This is a genomic window from Aeromonas sp. QDB20, assembly GCF_027707805.1.
Taxonomy (GTDB): Bacteria; Pseudomonadota; Gammaproteobacteria; order Enterobacterales; family Aeromonadaceae; genus Aeromonas; species Aeromonas dhakensis.
On the sequence record NZ_JAPCJC010000002.1, the window covers coordinates 262,283 to 280,129 of the forward strand.

Sequence of the window (17,847 nt, forward strand, 5' to 3'; positions counted from 1 at the left end):
GTTATATACAAAAATCGAAATAGAATTCGCCACCCATCCGGGTGGCTGCGGATTGAGCGGCGATAATGGCAATATACCGGCGCGCTTGGCACCCATGTTGGCCTGACTCGGCATGTACCGGCTTGAGCGCAATGTGAGTGCGAGTTGGGCAAGTTGGGCAAATAGAGAGGCGAGCATCGCTGCCAGCACAGAGATTCCCAAATACAGAGATGCAAAAAGGGAGGCTGATGCCTCCCTTTGTGTGACGGGCGCGCAGCCCTGTGTGGTGCCGAGGTCAGGCTCAGTAACCCAGAGTGAAGCGCTGGCGCAGGTGGGCCGGTTTTTCCGCTTCGTTGAGCACGCCATCGGCCAGATCGCCGACCGTGATCCCGGCCGGTTGTTCACCGCTGAACAGCACCTGATCGGCACCGAGCCGGTAGCCGCCACGCTTCTCGCCGGGTTCCAGGAACACGGGGGGGGAGACGAAACGCCAGTCGAGGGCGGTTTCACGGCGAAGCGCCGTGAGGCCGTCGCGGGCGGCCAGGGCCCCCTGTTTCCACTCGGCCGGGAACTCCGGGGTATCCACCAGTTGCACGCCCGGGGCAATTTCCAGACTGCCGGCCCCGCCGACCACCAGCAGCCAGCTGTTGGCCGCGACGGCGGCGGCCACGATGGCGCTGGCCCCCTTGAGGTACTGGTCGTAGATGTCCGGGGTGGTCCAGCCCGGGTTGTAGGCGCTGATCACCCGATCGTGCCCCTTGAGCACCTTGGCCAGCGCCTGGCTGTCCTGGGCATCCACCGCCACGGCGGTGACCTGCGGGTGAGCGGCTACCTTGCTCACGTCACGCACGATGGCGGTGACGTGATGGCCGCGGCTGACGGCTTCATTGAGGATGGCTGTACCGACAAAACCGCTGGCACCGATCAGGGCAATTTTCATGGGAGATTCTCCTTCACTGTTGGAATGGGGCTATCCTACGCCCTCGAATGTGATTTAATAATCCGTTGTAAATTGCATTCACTTATAAGCTGGATTTAATAATGGAACAGCTCAAGCGTTACGCCATCTTCGCCGCCGTGGTCGAGGCGGGCAGCATGACCGGTGCCGCCAAGGCCCTCGGCATGACACCCTCCGCCGTCAGTCAGCATATCAGCCAGCTGGAGAGCCTGCTCGGCCTCACCCTGCTGCACCGCTCCACCCGCCGCCTCAACCTGACCGAGGCGGGGGAGGTGGTGTGGCAGGGGTGCCAGTCCCTGCAGCAGACCCTCAACCAGACCGAGCTGCGCCTCTCGGAGGTACGCGACAGCCTGCTGGGGGAGGTGCGGATCACCGCGCCGGTGGGGATGGCTGGCCAGCCGCTGGCACGGGCACTGTCGCCGCTGCTGCAGGCCCACCCCGGCCTGTGCATCCAGATCATCGCCGACGACGAGAAGCGGGATCTCATTGCCGAGCGCATCGACGTGGCGCTGCGGGTCGGCACGCTCTCGGACTCCACCCTGGTGGCGCGCAAGCTGGGCCAGACCCGAATGCTGCTGTGCGCCTCGCCCGCCTATCTGGCGCGCAAGGGCACCCCGCGCAGCCCGGAGGCGCTGCTGGATCACGACTGGCTGGCCGCCGATATGCTGAGCGGCGGCCTGACCTTCTTCGACGAGAAGGGGCAGGGGCACAGGGTCAAACCCAAGCCGCGGGTGGTGTGCAACAACGTGTTGCCGCTGCGCCAGTTCACCCTGGCGGGGCAGGGGGTGTCGCTGCAGCCGGAGGGGGAGATCGCCGAAGATCTCGCCTCGGGCCGCCTGCTGGAACTGCTGCCGGGCTTTCGGGTGCCACCCATGGAGATCCACGCCATCACCCCGCAGCGGGAGATCCCGGAGAAGGTGCGCCGGGTGATCGCCGCCCTGCGCAGCCACTTCGCCGAACCGGTGGGGGCCGCGGCGACACGTCCGTAGTCCGGGCAAGGAAGAAGGCCGTTCCGGTTGGCCGGAGCAAACCAGGATCAAACAAAGAGGGCAGCCCGCGGGCTGCCCTCTGTCGATGCGCTATGTCGATTAGACAAGGCCAGGCCTCACTTCATGTAGAGACCGCCGTTGATGGCCAGGGTCTCGCCGGTGATATAGGCACCCGCCTCGCTGGCAAGAAACACCACGGCGGCGGCGATCTCTTCCGGCTTGGCCAGCCGGCGCATCGGTATGTCGGCCTTGATGCTGTCGAGGATGTCGGTGCGGATCGCCTCCACCATGGGGGTGGCGGTGTAGCCGGGGGCGATGGCGTTGACCGTCACCCCGAAGCGGGCTCCTTCTGCCGCCAGCGCCTTGGTGAAGCCCAGCATGCCCGCCTTGGCGGCCGAGTAGTTGACCTGGCCGAACTGCCCCTTCTGGCCATTGACCGAGGAGATGTTGATGATGCGGGCATCACGCTGCTCGCACATGGCGTCGAACAGCGGCTGGGTCACGTTGTAGAGGCTGCACAGGTTGGTGTGGATCACCTCGAACCACTGCTCCGGGGTCATCCGCTTGAAGGCCCCGTCCCGGGTGATGCCGGCATTGTTGACCAGCACGTCCACCCGCCCTTCATCCTGCAGCAAGCGGCCCAGGGCCTCGCGGCACATGGCGGTGTCGGCCACGTCCAGCGCCAGCAGCCGCACCTGATCCGGCCTAAAACCCTGCTCTGCATACCAGTCGTGCGCCGCCGCGCCGTTGGCGCTGGAGTGGGTGGCGATGATGCGATACCCCTGGGCCAGCAAGGCGGTGGTGATGGCGGATCCGATGCCGCCACGGGCTCCGGTGATCAAGGCAACTTTCTTCATCTAGGCTCTCCCTGCATAAAAGATTCGAACGAGGACTTTATGGGCTTTTTGGGGTAATTGATATATTTGTTTTCAAACAATCTGACAGGCAAACGCGTCACTTTTGTGACAGCCTGCCAAGCTGGCTTGACGGACCAGCACTCGAGCCACCTGGCAAGAGGGCGGACGTGACCATATCGCCAGCCCTTGCCGCCAAGGTGGCGGCCATGTTTAATGGGGCCCTTGCGCGCAGCGCCTTGCCGACAGCCCAGATCCGATCTCGCCATGACCAGCTTCTCTTCCGCCCCAGAGGTCGAACCCCGGCCGCACAGCCAGCTGACCCGCATCGAACGGGTGCTCGACTACATCCACGCCAACCTGGATCAGCCGCTGGCGCTGGCCGAGCTGGCGGAGCAGAGCTGTTGGTCGCGCTGGCAGTTGCAGCGGGTGTTCCTCCATGAGACGGGGCTGACGGTGGCCCACTATGTGCGCGAGCTCAAGCTGAGCCAGGCGGCAGAGGCCTTGCTGTCTGGCCGCCAGCGGGTGCTGGATCTGGCGCTCTGTTACGGTTTTGGCTCCGAGGTGAGCTTCAGCCGCGCCTTCAAGCAGCAGTTCGGTTGCTCGCCGCTGGCCTATCGCAAGCGGGGCCTACGGCTGGGGCTGCGTACCCCTCTGGTGCGGGCTACCCTGCCGCAGCCCATGCCTGCCAGGCTGGTACAGGTGCGGATCGAGAGCCAGCCGGGCTTTATCCTGCAAGGGGTGAAGGGGCAGATCCGCGGGCTGTTTGCCGCCGCCCCCGACTTTCAGCAGACGGTGCCCGCCATCTGGCGTGCCCTGCGCACGGCGGGCGCTTTGCCACCCGGGCAGGAGCGGGTGGGGGTGGTGGATGTTTCTGGCGCCGGCGAGTCGCTCCCCTACTGGGCGGGCAGCGTGATGGAGGAGGGGGCCAGCTTGCCTGCCGGTCTGGCGCGCCTCCCGGTACCGGCCCAGACCTACGCGGTGCTAAGCCACGTGGGCCCCGTCAGTCAGCTGGGGCAGACCCTCAACTGGTTTATCCTGCACTGGTTGCCGAGCTCCGGCTATCGCGGGCTGGACGGTTTCGAGCTGGAGCGTTACGCCCCCGATTTTGACGGTAACCAGCCGGATGCCCGCATGGAGTATTGGCTGCCCGTCGACCCTCTCTGACACGGCTATTCCCTTGCCCGGCGGATGCCGGGCGCTGCTATCCCTCTTTCCCTTTTGATTGCGCCAGGCTTTGCTATCCATTCGACATCGCCTGCGTGTCTGCCGTCAGTTGAGGTTGCCGGATGGGGCCAGCTTGGCCGCATTTTCTCCCTCTTTCGCGCCAACATGCCCCAAATTGTTAATTCAAGGGCAAAATGACCCAATAAAATGCAAATGAGATTTGTTACTATTCGCTCATTGCATTCGAGGATCAGATGTACGCCACTCACCCCCCTTTGACCCTGGTCGCCGCGACTATCTGCGCCCTGTTGGCTGGCCCTGTGCAGGCAGCCGCTGCCGAGCGCTCGACACAGACGCGGGCCGACGAGACCCTGACCGTGCTCGGCGAGACCTATCGCAACACCGCGACCAAGACCCGGCTCGACCCCCTGGAGACGCCCCAGGCCATCTCGGTGGTGGAGGGTGACACCCTGGAACAGCGCGGCGTCAGCTCGGTGAGCGAGGCGCTGCGCTACGTGCCCGGCGTCAACACCGAGCTGCGGGGCGGGGCGGTCAACCGGCTGGATCTGTTCAACATCCGCGGCTTTGACAACTACCAGAACTTCTACGACGGCCTGCTGCTGCAGTACAACGACTGGAACCTGCAGCCCCAGATCGATCCGGTGGCCATCGAGCAGCTGGAGGTGTTCAAGGGGCCCACCTCCGTGCTTTACGGCAGCATGCCCCCCGGCGGCATGGTGAACCTCATCGCCAAGCGCCCCCAGCGGGAGGCCAGCCACAGCGTGAGCCTGGCGAGTGGCACCGGTAATCTCAAGGAGCTGACCCTCGACAGCACCGGCGTCCTCAACGATCAGTTTGCCTATCGGCTGGTGGGGCTGGCCCGCCAGAAAGAGGGCCAGGCGGTGACCTCAGAGGAGGAGCGCTACGTGCTGGCGCCCTCTCTCGACTGGCAGTTGAGTGAGCGCACCCTGCTAAACCTCAACCTCTATTACCAGAAAGACCCGCAAGCCGGCATCTACACCACGGTACCGGCCAGCGGCTCGGTCAAGTCCAACCCGCTGGGCCAGCTGGGTAGCGATACCTTCCTTGGCGATGAAAACTGGAACCAATACAGCCGGGAGGTGACCCTGCTTGGCTACAAGCTGAGCCACGACTTCAACGCCAGCTGGCAACTGCTGCAAAACGCCCGCTACATGGATGCCTCGGCCAACCAGCAGAACACCTACAACGCGGCATTGGCGGCCGACCACCGCACCCTGGCCCGCAACGCCTACCTGACCGATGAAGAGTCCCGCGGTTTTGTCATCGACAACCAGCTGGCGGGCAAGGTGCAGACCGGCAAGGCCCAGCACAACCTGCTGCTGGGGGTCGATTACCAGTATCTGGATGCGCGCATTCTCTACCGGGATACCCTCGACTATTCCGCTCCCGCCATCGACATCTTCAACCCGAACCACCAGCAGATAGTGCCGGCAAACCTGGCCTTCAACTATCAGGACAACCGAACCATCCGCCAGTACCAGAGCGGCCTCTATCTGCAGGATCAGGTGCGTCTCGATCGGCTGGTGGCCATCGGCGGCGCCCGCTACGACCGCTACCGGATGGACACCGACAGCCGGACCCTCTATCAGGGGGCGGCGAGCAACACCCTGGCCCAGATCGATCAGGACAACCTCTCGCTGCGCCTCGGCGCCCTCTACGAGCTGGATCACGGCCTCTCGCCCTATGTGAGTTATGCCGAGAGTTTCGAGCCGGTGGCGGGGGCAGACAAGCAGGGCCAGGCGTTCAAACCGGCCACCGGCCGGCAGTGGGAGGGGGGGCTCAAGTTCCTCTCCGAAGACATGAGCAAGACCGCCACTCTCTCGGCGTTCCACATCACCAAGCAAAATTCCCTGGTGACGGATCCGGACAACGTCTACGGGCCCAAGCTGCAGACCGGCGAGATGGTCTCCAAGGGGGTCGAGCTGGAGGGGCGACTCGATCTCACCAGCCGCTGGGGTCTGGCGCTGAGCTATACCCGTCAGCAGATGGAGATCACCCGCGACACCACCAGCCTGCAGGGCAAGACGCCGGTCTGGGTACCCAAGCAAATGGCTTCGCTGTGGAGCAACTACCTGCCGGCCGGCCCGCTGGAAGGGGCGCGCCTGGGGGCTGGCCTGCGCTACGTGGGGGAGGCCCAGCTTGATGCCGCCAACACGGATACGGTGCCGGATTACCTGCTGATGGACATGGCCGCCTCCTACGATCTGGCCCAGCTCAGCCAGCGTCTGCAAGGGGTGGAGGTGTCACTCAGCGCCAGCAACCTGTTCAACAAGACCTACTACTCCTGCTACGACCAGAACAACTGCTGGTTCGGCGCCGAGCGCAGCATGGAGGCGCGACTCAAATACGTATTCTGACCCTGCGTCCCGGGCCGCGCCCGGGACTCTCTCACCCCATGACCGGCGCCGGCCGTCGTGCCCGCAGCCCGGGGGGGCGGCGTGAGCCGGATCTGCAGGCGCTGGCGGATCACGGCGCCCTGTTTGCTGCCGCCGCCGGGCTTATCCCGTCCCTCAAGGGGCGGCTGGTGGCTGCCGGCGAGGCTGAGGCGCTGTTGACGACGACCAAGCAGGCCACGCCGGCCGAGGTGGCGGCTACGCTGCACGAGTATTGGCGACTGGCCCATCCGGAGGCGGGCCCCGCCTACTGGCTCACCCGCAGCTGGGGCATGCTCTGCTGGCAATCCATCTATCTGGCCATGGTGGCCGTCTATCGGCTGCGGGCCGTGCCGGCGCTGGAGAGGCTGGGCCAGGGTTATCAGGATGGGCTGGTATCGGGCTTTACCCTGCCGGCCGAGCCCATGATCAAGGGGGAGCTGGAGCTCTTGATCAAGGTGGCGGGTGAGCGGCTGCAGGCCCATTGGCAGGCGCTGTTCACAGCGCTCGGGCAGGTGCAGCGGCTGCGGCCCGGTTTCGTGCGGCCGCTCTTGGCGGACGATCTGCTGGCGGCGCTGGTGCGGGTGCCCGCGTTCTTTGACGAGATAAGCCCCGCCGAGGTGGCGGCCCATGCGCCGCACTGGCTTGCCGCCTGCGGTCTGCCGACCGAACATCTGGCGGGCTGGCAGCCGGCGCCCTGGCCGCCAGCGGCCGGCTTGGTCGGTTACGTGCGCCAGCGCTGCTGCCTGCACTACAAGCGCCGCGATGGTGAGCTGTGCGCAAACTGCCCTCGGCGGCAGGGGGCGGTGAGCTGTGAAGAGGGGGCTTGAATAAGAAGTCCTGCGTGATGACAAGCCGCCCTCTGGCGGCTTTTTACTGCGCTTTGCAGTGTGGATGACTGCGCTCTTACGTCGCCTATCTTGATACGAATGCACTCGAACAGGCTTTGCAGACAGGCTTGATCCCGGTCGGTGCGGCCCCCTGCTCTTACAAGTTACTGCGTTTTTACGTCGCCCATCTTGCTGCGAATACGTTCAAACAGGCTCTGCAGACAGGCTTGATCCCGGTCGGCGGCGCGCACCGCGCCATACATATGACGGCGGACTCCGCCCCCCAGCGGCCTGGCTTCGAGCAAGCCCTGCCGCACGAATTCCTCGCAGGCCCAGCGCGGCAGGGCGGCGACGCCCAGGCCGGCGGCGGCCATCTGCAGCATCACTGAGGTGTTGTCCACCGGCTTGCAGCGGGCGGGCTCGATGCCGGCCGGCTGCAGGAAGCGGCTGAACACGTCCATCCGCGCCCGCTCCACCGGGTAGACCAGCAGCACCTCGGGGCGCAGATCCTCAGGCTTGATGGTCTGCTGCCCACAGAGGGGGTGGTCCGGCGCCATCACCAGCACCAGCTCGAAGGCGAACAGCGGCTCGAAGTGGAGATCGCCGCGCGCCTGCACGTCCGAGGTGAGCAGCAGGTCGAGCTGGCCGCCGAGCAGGGCGCTGATGGCATCAAAGCCCGGCACAGACTCCACTTCCAGGTCAACCCCCGGCCACTGACGGCGAAAATCTGGCAACAGCGGCAGCAGCCACTGGATGCAGCTGTGGCAATCGAGCGCCAGGTGCAGGCGACCGGCGTCGCCGCTGTGCAGGGCCTGCAGCTGTTTCTCGGTCTGGGCCAGCGCCGGCAGCACCTGGCGGGCCAGCCCCAGCAGCTGGTTGCCGGCCGCGGTCAGCACCAGCGGCCGGCTCTTGCGCAGATAGAGCTCCAGGTTGAGGCGGGTCTCCAGCTCCTTGAGCTGGTGGGAGAGGGCGGACTGGGTGAGGTTAAGGCAGAGCGCCGCCCCGGCCAGCGAGCCCTGCTCGGCCAGCGCGCTCACCGTTTTCAGGTGCTTGATGTCGATCCCCGGGTTGTTTGACACCGCCATGGTATCCCTCCTTGTTATGCCTGGGCGGCGGTTTGTTGCCCGCCTTGAGAATTTCTTGAGAGCCAGTTGAAAAGGATTCAATAGCCAACGCCACCTTATCTTGTCATTTTGGATGTGTAAACATCTGGATGGCTAAATCATCCAGTTCACCATCAGATGAATGAGCATAAGGAATGGAACCTATGACCTGCGCACACACCCTGGGCTTTCCCCGTATCGGCGCCAAGCGCGAGCTGAAATTTGCCCTCGAATCTTACTGGCGCGGCGAAACCAGCCAGGCCGAACTCATCGCCACCGGCAAGAGCCTGCGTGAGCGTCACTGGCAGGCCCAGCAACAGGCTGGTGTGACCCTGCTGCCGGTGGGTGACTTCGCCTGGTACGATCAGGTGCTTGGCACCAGCCTGCTGGTGGATGCCATCCCCGCCCGCCACCGCCATGGCGACACCGATCTCGATACCCTGTTCCGGGTCGCCCGTGGTCGTGCGCCGACCGGTCCGGCCGCCGCCGCCGCCGAGATGACCAAGTGGTTCAACACCAACTACCACTACCTGGTGCCCGAGTTCAGCCGCGACCAGCGCTTCAAACTGGGCTGGAGCCAGCTGTTTGACGAAGTGGAAGAGGCCAAGGCGCTGGGTCTGCCGGTCAAGGCGGTACTGCTGGGGCCCGTCTCCTACCTGTGGCTTGGCAAGGAGAAAGAGAGCGGCTTCTCCCGTCTCGAACTGCTCGACCGCCTGCTCATCGTCTACCAGGAGATCCTGGCGAAACTGGCCGCCCAGGGGGTGGAGTGGGTACAAATCGACGAACCGGCGCTGGCGCTGGACTTGCCGGACGAGTGGCGGCTGGCCTACCTCAATGCCTATGAGCGTCTGGCTGGTCCCTGCAAACTGCTGCTCACCACCTATTTTGGCTCTGTTGCCCATCAGCGCGACATCATCACCAGCCTGAAGGTGGATGGCCTGCACCTGGATCTGGTGGCGGCGCCCGAGCAGCTGGAGACCCTGGTCCCGCACCTGCCGGCCCAGTGGGTCATCTCGGCCGGGGTCATCAACGGTCGCAACGTCTGGCGTGCCAATCTGGCCAAGCTGGTACCGACCCTGAAAGCACTGAAGGCCAGGCTCGGCGAGCGGCTCTGGGTCGGTTCTTCCTGCTCCTTGTTGCACAGCCCGGTGGATTTGACCCTGGAGCACGAGCTGGATGCCCAGACCCGCAGCTGGTTCGCCTTTGCCCTGCAAAAATGCTACGAGCTGGGGCTGCTGGCCGACCATCTCAACGGCGGGGAGCTGGACAAGATCAATGCCTACAGCCAGCCCATCGTGGATCGGGAGTCCGACAGCCGGGTGCACAAGAAGGCGGTGCAGTCACGGCTCGCCAGCCTCACCAACAGCGATTTCGAGCGCCACAGCGCCTACCCGGTGCGGGCCGAGGCACAGCGCGCGGATCTCAAGTTGCCGCTGCTGCCGACCACCACCATCGGCTCCTTCCCGCAGACCTCGGAAATTCGGGTGCTGCGCCAGGATTGGCGGGCCGGCCGCATCGACGATGGTGCCTACGAGGCGGGCATTCAGGCCCAGATCAAGGATGCCATCCTGCGCCAGGAGGCCATCGGACTGGACGTGCTGGTGCACGGCGAAGCGGAGCGCAACGACATGGTGGAGTATTTCGGCGAGCTGCTGGATGGCTTTGCCATCACCCGCTTCGGCTGGGTACAGAGCTATGGCTCCCGCTGCGTCAAGCCGCCGGTGATCACCCGCGACATCGACCGGCCGACCCCCATGACCCTGGCGTGGACCCAGTTTGCCCAGAGCCTGACCGACAAGCCGGTCAAGGGTATGCTGACTGGCCCTGTGACCATCCTCTGCTGGTCCTTCCCGCGCGAAGACGTGAGCCGCGAACAGTCAGCCCTGCAGATTGGCCTTGCCATTCGCGACGAGGTGGCAGACCTGGAAGCCGCCGGCATCAAGATCATCCAGATCGACGAACCGGCGATCCGTGAAGGTCTGCCCCTGCGCAAACAGGATCACCAGGCCTATCTCGACTGGGCGGTGCGCGCCTTCCGTCTGAGCGCGAGCCCGGTAGTGGACAGCACCCAGATCCACACCCACATGTGCTACAGCGACTTCAACCTCATCATAGAGGCGGTGGCGGCGCTCGATGCGGACGTCATCACCATCGAGACCAGCCGTAGCCAGATGCAGCTGCTTGGAGCGTTCGAGCGCTTCAACTACCCCAACGAAATCGGCCCGGGCGTCTACGACATCCACTCGCCAAACGTGCCGAGCCAGGGCTGGATTGAGGATCTGATCCGCAAGGCGGCCAAGCAGATCCCGGCAGAGCGGCTGTGGGTCAACCCGGACTGCGGCCTCAAGACCCGCGGCTGGGAAGAGACCGAGGCCGCCCTCAAGGTGATGGTCGATGCCACCAAGGCGCTGCGTGCCGAGCTGGCCTGAAGACCATCTGCAAACAACAAGAGAGTACGGGCATAACGAACGAGGGAAGGCGCAAGCCTTCCCTCTCTTTTTATGCCGGATCAGCCATTGATGTTGGCCGGGGGAGGGGCTGTAGCAATGACGGCGCGGGCAGGCCGGGTGGCACGTCGGTCCCGGAATACTGGACGCAGCCCCCATAACCCCCCGCCATGTTCCCCCTGTTTTGCAAGGCTGGATCCTCGACCAGCAAGCGTGGCAGCTTGACGATATCACCCCGCCTGCGCCGGCGAGGCCTCGCCCATTTTTGCATTCGATGCGCTTGCGCTAGGCTCAGGGCAGGGTGATGACGGCGGGGCTGACATGATGAAAGCGGGTCTCTGGTTCGGGTGTTTATGGGGGCTGTTGTTGGCGGCATCTCCCCAGGCGGTTGCCATCTCCTCGCTCAACATGGTCTATTTCGATGATTTTGCCCCCTACTCATGGCGTGACGAGGAGGGCAAGATGCGCGGCCTCATGGTGGATGTGATGGACAGGGTAGGGCTCGAGCTTGGGGTTCAGGTGCATCATGAGGGATATCCCTGGTTGCGGGCGCAGAAACTGGTCCGTGCCGGTCAAGCCGACGGCTTCGTCACCGTGCCGACCCGGGAGCGGCGAGCCTATACCCGGGTGGTCGAAGCCCCGGTGGCCTTCTCACCCTTGACCCTGTTCACGCAAACCGGGCATCCGGCCCTGGCTCGTCTCAACCAGGCCCGCGCCTTGAGCGATCTCAAGGCGTTCACCATTCTCGACTACATCGGCAATGGCTGGGGCAAGGAGAACCTGGTCGGTTTCAAGGTCCATCTCACCAGCAATGTGGACAATGTCTTCAAGTTGCTGGCGGCCGGTCGGGGGGATCTGATGATCACGGATCCTCTGGTGGCGCGCTTCAAGCTGGCTCAGCTGGGATTGGCGGGAACGATCACGGAAGTCCCCCTGCAACTGGAGCTGACACCGCTTCACCTCTGTATTGCCAACTCATCCCCCTTCGCCGCCAGGGTGGACGAGTTGACTCGCATCTTGGCGCGATTGCGGCAAAGTGGCGAGCTGGCCAAGATGGAGGCTCACTATCGTTGACGCTGATGATGAAAAGAGGAATGGAACGGCAGGACGAGCTGAATCGCCCTGCCGGTGTGGGCGCAGGCTGGATCAGCCCGCAGCAGGGATTGGCAAGGGCGCACCTGACAAGCAAGGGGCCGGGGTTGGCGCAGGTAACCTCTCCTGATTGAGCGGGGTGCGTGCCATGACCCCGGCCAGCCAGTGGTGATCGAGGGGGATGGCATTGCGATCGCCGATCACCAGATTGAGGTGCTGGGCACCGAGGCAGCCGTAGCGGGCGGGATCGGTCTGGGTAAAGAGACCGAGGCAGGGCACGCCGCTGGCGGCGGCCAGGTGCAATGGCCCGGTGTCGCCGCTGACGAAGAGGGAGAGGCCGCCGGCAAAGCGGGCCAGCTCGCTCAGGCTGGAGAGGGAGACCTGCACGTCGCCGAGCTGGGGCTGGGGATCGGCGGGATCCTCGAGCTGGATCAGCAGGGCGGCGGGATAGTGGCGGCGCAGATCCCCGAGCAGCCGCTGCCACTGGGGCAGGGAGAGCCCCTTGCCCTTGCGGGCACCGGTGAAAAAGCCGATGAGCGGCCGTTCCGGGTAGTCCTGCCTGAGCGCCAGCAGCCGTGGGCTGGCGCTGTGCAACAAGCTGCCGAGCTCAATCTGATCGGCGAGATGACCGTGCATGCCGAGCAGTTGCAGCGGCTGGTGGGCGTAGTGGCAGTGATCGTTGGGAGTGAGGGGCTGGGGGAACAGGGCATCCCCCTTGGCATCGTCAAAGCCCAGCTTCTCGCGGGCCTTTACCCAGCCGGCGATGAGGTGATCGGTGCTGGAGGCAAAGGGCACATAGACCCGATCGTAATGCTGACGGCGCAGCTGCCATAGCACCGACAGGGAGGCCAGCAGACGCTTGCCCTGCAACCTGACCGGGTGAATGCGCTGCAGCTGCAGATCGGCCAGGAAGGGGAGCAGCTGGCCGCCGATGCACACCAGCTCTATCTCGGCATGGGGGTGGGCACTGCGTACCTTTTGCAGGAAGGGCAGCAGAAACAGGTTGTTGCCGATGCGGCAGGTGCTGCGAATGACCAGGATCCGCTGGGGAGGCTGGCTGGCTGCCGGCAGTCGGCCTTGACGCGCGAGCCAGGCGAGGGCTGCCCGCTCCAGCCCGGCGGTCCAGCAGCGGCGCTGACCGTCGAAGCGGCGCAGGGCATCTCTGATAGTGCTCATAAGTAGTGGCTCCGTGCATGAATATGGCCTCAAGGTGACACGACATTTCTTAAGCCGAGGTTAAGAAAAGATAAAAATGAGGGGGGGACGCCATTTTTTGTAAAAATTTGTTGCTGAGTCACAGTTTCAGAGTGCTCGGATGGAACAGGGGTGTTTCCGTATGATTCCTGTTTTACTGGGGCGGGATGGTTGAGCGGAGTAGATCGCACCTCCTGGTGGCATTTGGCGGCGGTATGTCGTTAAAATCGCGCATTTGAAATGAATGTTATCCTCGCAGGAGCCCCATGCAGTTCAGGGATTTCTTTCCGGTATCCACCAATACCAGTCTCAAAGAGAGTTGTTACGGCGCCCTGGGCGCCTTCGTCGGGCTGTTGGGCACCGCCCTCTTGTGCCGCTGGGGGCTGGGGCTTGAGGTCCACTGGCTGATCGCCCCCATGGGGGCCTCCGCCGTGCTGCTGTTTGCCGCCCCGGCCAGCCCGCTGGCCCAACCCTGGTCCATCCTGGTGGGCAACGGGGTGTCGGCGCTGATGGGGGTGCTGAGTGCCAGCCTGGTGGCGGATCCGGCGCTGGCTGCGGCTCTTGCCGTGATGCTGGCCATCGCCGCCATGTTGCTCACCCGCAGCCTGCATCCGCCCGGCGGCGCCGTGGCCTTGACCGCTGTCATCGGTGGCGAGGGGATCCGCCAGCTCGGGGTCGGCTATGTGCTGCTGCCGGTGCTGCTCAATTCGCTGTTGTTGCTGCTGCTGGCGCTCTGCTACAACCGGCTGCTGGGGCGCCGTTACCCCAACAGCGGTCAGGCCCGGCCCAACCGCCATCAGACCGCCGATCCCCAGCCGAGCGAGCGGGTGGCGACCCAGGCGGCGGACATCGATTTTGCGCTGGAAAAGCACGGCGAGCTGCTCGACATCAGCCGTCAGGATCTGCAGGCGCTGCTGCAGGAGGCCCAGCTGCACGCCCTGCGGGCCAGGGTGGGCACGGTGCGGGTGCAGGAGGTGATGTCGCGGGATCTGATCCTGATAGCGGCGCAGCAGCCGGCCATGGCGGCCTGGCAACTGCTCTCCCACCATCAGGTCAAGGCGCTGCCGGTGGTGGACGAGGCCGGTCGGCTGACCGGCATCATCACCCTGCACGACCTGATGATCGACCGGGTACTGCAACAGCCGCGGGGCGCCGCGGATCTGGCTGAGCTGCGGGTCGCAGACCTGATGACCCGCAAGCTGTCGACCGCCCGCCACGATCAGCAGCTCTACGATCTGGTGGGTGCCTTCTCTGATGGCGGCCTGCACCACATGCCGGTGGTGGATGGCGAGCAGCTGGTGGGGATCCTGACCCAGTCAGACATGGTCGCTGCGCTGTTCAACCTGGCGCTGCACCCGGCGCAGGGTGAAACCGGTGTACCGGTCAGTACATAAGAAAGGCCCCTCGCGGGGCCTTTTTGTTGTCTGTGCCTTGGCACTGCATGGCTGAACAAACCGAACAAGGTCAAAACAAGAGGGAGTGCTAGGCACTCCCTCGTTGGGATAAGAGAGACGGGGGACAAGGCTCAGCCGTAGCGGGCCAGGGTGAGCCCTTCGTCGCTGATGGCGGTGTCGCTGCCGCTGATGAGATCGCATAGCAACTGGCCCGAGCCTGCCGCCATGGTCCAGCCCAAGGTGCCGTGGCCGGTGTTGAGCCAGAGCCCGGGGATGGGGCTTGGGCCCACCAGCGGGGTGCCGTCCGGCGTCATGGGGCGCAGTCCGGTCCAGAAGTCGGCGCGGCTGATGTCGCCCCCCTCGGGGAAGAGATCACCGACCACCATGGCCAGGGTGTCGTGCCGTTTCGGGTTGAGGGCCAGGTTGTAGCCCGACAGCTCCGCCATGCCTCCGACCCGGATCCGCTCATCGAAACGGGTGATGGCCACCTTGTAGGTTTCGTCCAGCACAGTGCTGCGCGGCGCGGCCTCGGCGTTGATCATCGGCAGGGTGAGGGAGTAGCCCTTGACCGGGTAGACCGGCAGATCGAGCCCGAGCGGGCGCAGAAAGCCGGTGGCATAGCTGCCAAGGGCACAGACGATGGCGTCGGCCTTGAAGCGCTGCTCGCCGGCCCGCACCGCCACGGCGCGTCCCTGCGCCAGCTCGATCTCGTCGATGGCGCAGTTGAACACGAACTTGACCCCCAGTCGCTGCGCTTCTGCTGCCATGGCCTTGGTGAAGCGGAAGCAGTCGCCGGTCTCGTCCCCCGGCAGGCGCAGACCGCCCACTATCTTGCCGCGTACCCGGGCCAGCGCCGGCTCTGCCCCTTCACAGCCATCGGCATCGAGGGACTGATAGGGCACACCGTACTCTTCCAGCACCTCGATGTCGCGCTTGCTGGCATCGAGCTGGGCCTGACTGCGGAACAGTTGCAGGGTGCCGAGCTGGCGCCCCTCGTAGTCCAGTGCCAACTCGTCGCGCAGCAGCTTCATGCAGTCGCGGCTGTATTCGGCCAGACGTACCATGCGCCCCTTGTTGACCGCATAGGCCGCCGGGGTGCAGTTGGCAAACATCTTCAGCATCCAGCGCAGCTGGAAGGGATCCGAGGTCGGCCGCACCGTGAAGGGGGCGTGTTTTTGCAGCAGCCACTTGGCGGCCTTGAGGGGAATGCCGGGAGCCGCCCAGGGGGCCGCGTAACCGGGGGAGATCTGGCCGGCATTGGCGTGGCTGGTTTCAAGGGCCACCCCGTCACGCCGCTCCAGCAGGGTCACCTTGTGACCCGCCTTGGCCAGATACCAGGCGCTAGTCACGCCGACCACGCCACCACCGAGTACCACTATGTCCATCTTGTCTCTCCTTGACTGGGGCCCTCACATTAATCAGCCGCCACAGGATATTCAACTGGTGTAGATATAATTGGGATATATATCTATTTACAATTATTTAACTGGTTTTCAATGTTGAAATTTGTGGACTTGCTGGCATTAGATGTGGCAGTCAGAGCTGCTCCAGCCGGATCAGGTACTGCTCCGCCGTCGCCAGGATGGCGTGCTGCTGGTCGGCGGCCTGGCCATCCCAGTTGGCATAGGGCAGGGCGAGGCGAGGATTGCTGCCAAGTTTGTCCCGGTTGCGCCATAAAAAATGCCAGTAGAGGCTGTTGAAGGGGCAACTCCCGTCGCCGCTGCGGGCCTTCACCTGATAGTGACACCCCTTGCAGTAGTGGCCCATCCGCTCGAGATAGGCGCCACTGCTGGTGTAGGGCTTGCTGCCCATCAGGCCGCCATCGGCAAACTGGCTCATGCCGCGGGTGTTGGGCAGCTCCACCCACTCGATGGCATCCACATAGATACCGAGATACCAGGCATCCACCTCGTCAGGATGGATCCCCGCCAGCAGGGCAAAGTTGCCGGTCACCATCAGCCGCTGGATATGGTGGGCGTAGGCGTGATCCAGAGACTGGCGAATGGCGTGACGCACGCAGGCCATGTTTGTTTCGCCGCTCCAGAAAAAACCGGGCAGCGGCCGCTCAGCCTCGAGAAAATTGCTGCGCTGATAGTCGGGCATCTGCTCCCAGTAGAGGGCGCGCACGAACTCGCGCCAGCCGAGGATCTGGCGAATAAAGCCCTCCACCTGCGCCAGGGTGATAGTGGCCTGATTGGCCTGCCAGTGGGCCTCGGCTGCGCGGATCACCTCGAGGGGGTGGAGCATCTTGCTGTTGAGGGAAAACGACAGGCGGCTATGAAACAGGCTCCAGCCCCGCTCGCTCAGGGCATCCTGATAGCGGCCAAAGTGGGGCAGGCAGTGGGCCAGAAAATGGGCCAGCAGCTCGCGACTCTGGCGCCGGCTGATGGGCCAGGGCAGTCTGCTGGCATCTGCCTCGCCGATGGTGCTGACGCCGTGACGGGTCAGCATGGCATCGATGTCGCTCACCTCATTGGCAAAGGTGAGGGGCGCCGGGATGGGCTGACGCTCCGGCAGCCTGGCGCGGTTCTCGGCATCGAAGTTCCAGTGTCCGCCAAGGGGCTGGCCGTGCTCATCGAGCAGCACCCTGTATTGTTTGCGCAGGGCGCGGTAGAAGAACTCCATCCGGCTGTGGGGGTAGCGCTGCCAGCCATCGCGGGGGGTGAGAAAATGCTCGCTCTCCACCTCGGTGGCAGGGATGGTCAGGCCCGCCGCCCAGCTTTTCAGCTGGCTGGCGAGGCGCCACTCATCCGGGCTCTGCCAGGCGAAGCTGTCAGCCTGATGCGCTTCGAGCTGGGCAGCCAGCAAGCTGGGCAAGTCGGGCCAGCGGGCGCTCTCATCGAGAGTCAGGTAACAGATGCGATGGCCCGCCTTGCCGAGGGCCGCCGCGAAGGCGCGCATGGCGGCAAAGAAGGCCAGCACCTTCTGGCGATGGTGGCGGCAGTAGTCGGTCTCCTGGCGCAGCTCCGCCATCAGGTAGCAGACCGCCGGATCCGGGGTGCGAAACCAGCTGTGTGCGGCGTTCAGCTGATCGCCGAGCACCAGGCGCACTTCCATCAGGCTGGCTCCCCATTATCTTGATGACTGCGGTGACGAGCGCGGCGACAGCGCTCGCTGCAGTAACGAACCTCCTCCCAGCTGTGTGCCCACTTGCGCCGCCAGCTGAAGGGGCGCTGGCAGACGGGGCAGATCTTCTCGGGCAGATGGGTTTTGCGATGCATGGAACTTCCGATGGTTGGCAAGGAGCGGCGTGAACAGGATCAAGTCACCGGGATAACAGCTTAACGAAGCGGGGCACAGGGGGGATCACTGTCGCCGGTATCGAGTCCGCTGAGTGGGCGCTTTGTGAGCAGACGCACAACCCGTTGACACTCGGATTGTTTGCATGGCAACCAGTTGTTAACTTGGCGAGGCTGCCTGCTAGCA

The 17,847-nt window shown here is 64.5% G+C and carries 14 protein-coding genes; 7 read left to right on the forward strand and 7 right to left on the reverse strand.

The window, feature by feature from the left end; translation table 11 throughout:
* Positions 1 to 280: 280 nt before the first annotated feature.
* Complete coding sequence (locus PG897_RS03080) at positions 281 to 919, reverse strand: NAD(P)-dependent oxidoreductase (protein ID WP_065017736.1); 639 nt, start codon at positions 917 to 919, stop codon at positions 281 to 283.
* Positions 920 to 1,020: 101 nt separating this feature from the next.
* Here PG897_RS03080 and PG897_RS03085 point away from each other — a divergent pair, with 101 nt between their 5' ends.
* Positions 1,021 to 1,926 carry a LysR family transcriptional regulator gene (locus PG897_RS03085; RefSeq protein WP_005300262.1) on the forward strand — a complete coding sequence of 302 codons (906 nt, stop codon included), beginning with the start codon at positions 1,021 to 1,023 and terminating at the stop codon, positions 1,924 to 1,926.
* A gap of 116 nt (positions 1,927 to 2,042) precedes the next feature.
* On the opposite strand, the gene PG897_RS03090 is transcribed toward PG897_RS03085, so the two are convergent.
* Positions 2,043 to 2,783 carry an SDR family oxidoreductase gene (locus PG897_RS03090; protein WP_010634159.1) on the reverse strand — a complete coding sequence of 247 codons (741 nt, stop codon included), beginning with the start codon at positions 2,781 to 2,783 and terminating at the stop codon, positions 2,043 to 2,045.
* 186 nt (positions 2,784 to 2,969) lie between these two features.
* Here PG897_RS03090 and PG897_RS03095 point away from each other — a divergent pair, with 186 nt between their 5' ends.
* From PG897_RS03095 to PG897_RS03105, 3 genes are all read left to right on the forward strand, one after another.
* Positions 2,970 to 3,947 (forward strand): AraC family transcriptional regulator, encoded by a 978-nt coding sequence (locus tag PG897_RS03095; protein ID WP_201880819.1) that lies wholly within the window; start codon positions 2,970 to 2,972, stop codon positions 3,945 to 3,947.
* A gap of 254 nt (positions 3,948 to 4,201) precedes the next feature.
* Positions 4,202 to 6,346: a TonB-dependent siderophore receptor gene (locus PG897_RS03100; RefSeq protein ID WP_201880821.1), complete on the forward strand. Its 2,145-nt coding sequence runs from the start codon at positions 4,202 to 4,204 to the stop codon at positions 6,344 to 6,346.
* Positions 6,347 to 6,384: 38 nt separating this feature from the next.
* Positions 6,385 to 7,191, forward strand: coding sequence for a siderophore ferric iron reductase (locus tag PG897_RS03105; RefSeq protein ID WP_201880823.1), 807 nt, complete (start codon positions 6,385 to 6,387; stop codon positions 7,189 to 7,191).
* A 164-nt stretch (positions 7,192 to 7,355) separates the two neighbouring features.
* Here the strand turns inward: PG897_RS03105 and PG897_RS03110 are convergent, their stop codons facing one another.
* On the reverse strand, positions 7,356 to 8,276 hold the full coding sequence (locus tag PG897_RS03110; RefSeq protein ID WP_017765461.1) for a LysR substrate-binding domain-containing protein: 921 nt from the start codon (positions 8,274 to 8,276) through the stop codon (positions 7,356 to 7,358).
* 182 nt (positions 8,277 to 8,458) lie between these two features.
* Between PG897_RS03110 and metE the strand changes: the two genes are divergently transcribed.
* Together metE and PG897_RS03120 are read left to right on the forward strand one after the other, a co-directional pair.
* Positions 8,459 to 10,723, forward strand: a complete 2,265-nt coding sequence (metE, locus tag PG897_RS03115) for a 5-methyltetrahydropteroyltriglutamate--homocysteine S-methyltransferase (RefSeq protein ID WP_201880825.1) — start codon at positions 8,459 to 8,461, stop codon at positions 10,721 to 10,723.
* 426 nt (positions 10,724 to 11,149) lie between these two features.
* Entirely contained in the window at positions 11,150 to 11,815 is a 666-nt protein-coding gene (locus PG897_RS03120; protein WP_080629056.1) for a substrate-binding periplasmic protein, read from the forward strand.
* 72 nt (positions 11,816 to 11,887) lie between these two features.
* Here the strand turns inward: PG897_RS03120 and PG897_RS03125 are convergent, their stop codons facing one another.
* Positions 11,888 to 13,009, reverse strand: a complete 1,122-nt coding sequence (locus tag PG897_RS03125) for a glycosyltransferase family 9 protein (protein WP_017765458.1) — start codon at positions 13,007 to 13,009, stop codon at positions 11,888 to 11,890.
* A 284-nt stretch (positions 13,010 to 13,293) separates the two neighbouring features.
* On the opposite strand from PG897_RS03125, the gene PG897_RS03130 reads away from it, so the two are divergent.
* Entirely contained in the window at positions 13,294 to 14,421 is a 1,128-nt protein-coding gene (locus tag PG897_RS03130) for an HPP family protein (RefSeq protein WP_201880827.1), read from the forward strand.
* Positions 14,422 to 14,552: 131 nt separating this feature from the next.
* On the opposite strand, the gene PG897_RS03135 is transcribed toward PG897_RS03130, so the two are convergent.
* From PG897_RS03135 to PG897_RS03145, 3 genes are all read right to left on the reverse strand, one after another.
* The gene (locus tag PG897_RS03135) at positions 14,553 to 15,806 is read right to left on the reverse strand and encodes a D-amino acid dehydrogenase (RefSeq protein WP_017765456.1); all 1,254 of its coding nucleotides are present in this window, start codon (positions 15,804 to 15,806) and stop codon (positions 14,553 to 14,555) included.
* Positions 15,807 to 15,957: 151 nt separating this feature from the next.
* A complete protein-coding gene (locus PG897_RS03140; protein ID WP_024941571.1) occupies positions 15,958 to 17,478 on the reverse strand; it encodes a cryptochrome/photolyase family protein in 1,521 nt (506 codons plus the stop codon).
* Positions 17,478 to 17,642, reverse strand: coding sequence for a DUF2256 domain-containing protein (locus PG897_RS03145; protein WP_080689380.1), 165 nt, complete (start codon positions 17,640 to 17,642; stop codon positions 17,478 to 17,480). The genes PG897_RS03140 and PG897_RS03145 overlap by 1 nt, the downstream gene beginning before the upstream one ends.
* Positions 17,643 to 17,847: the final 205 nt, after the last annotated feature.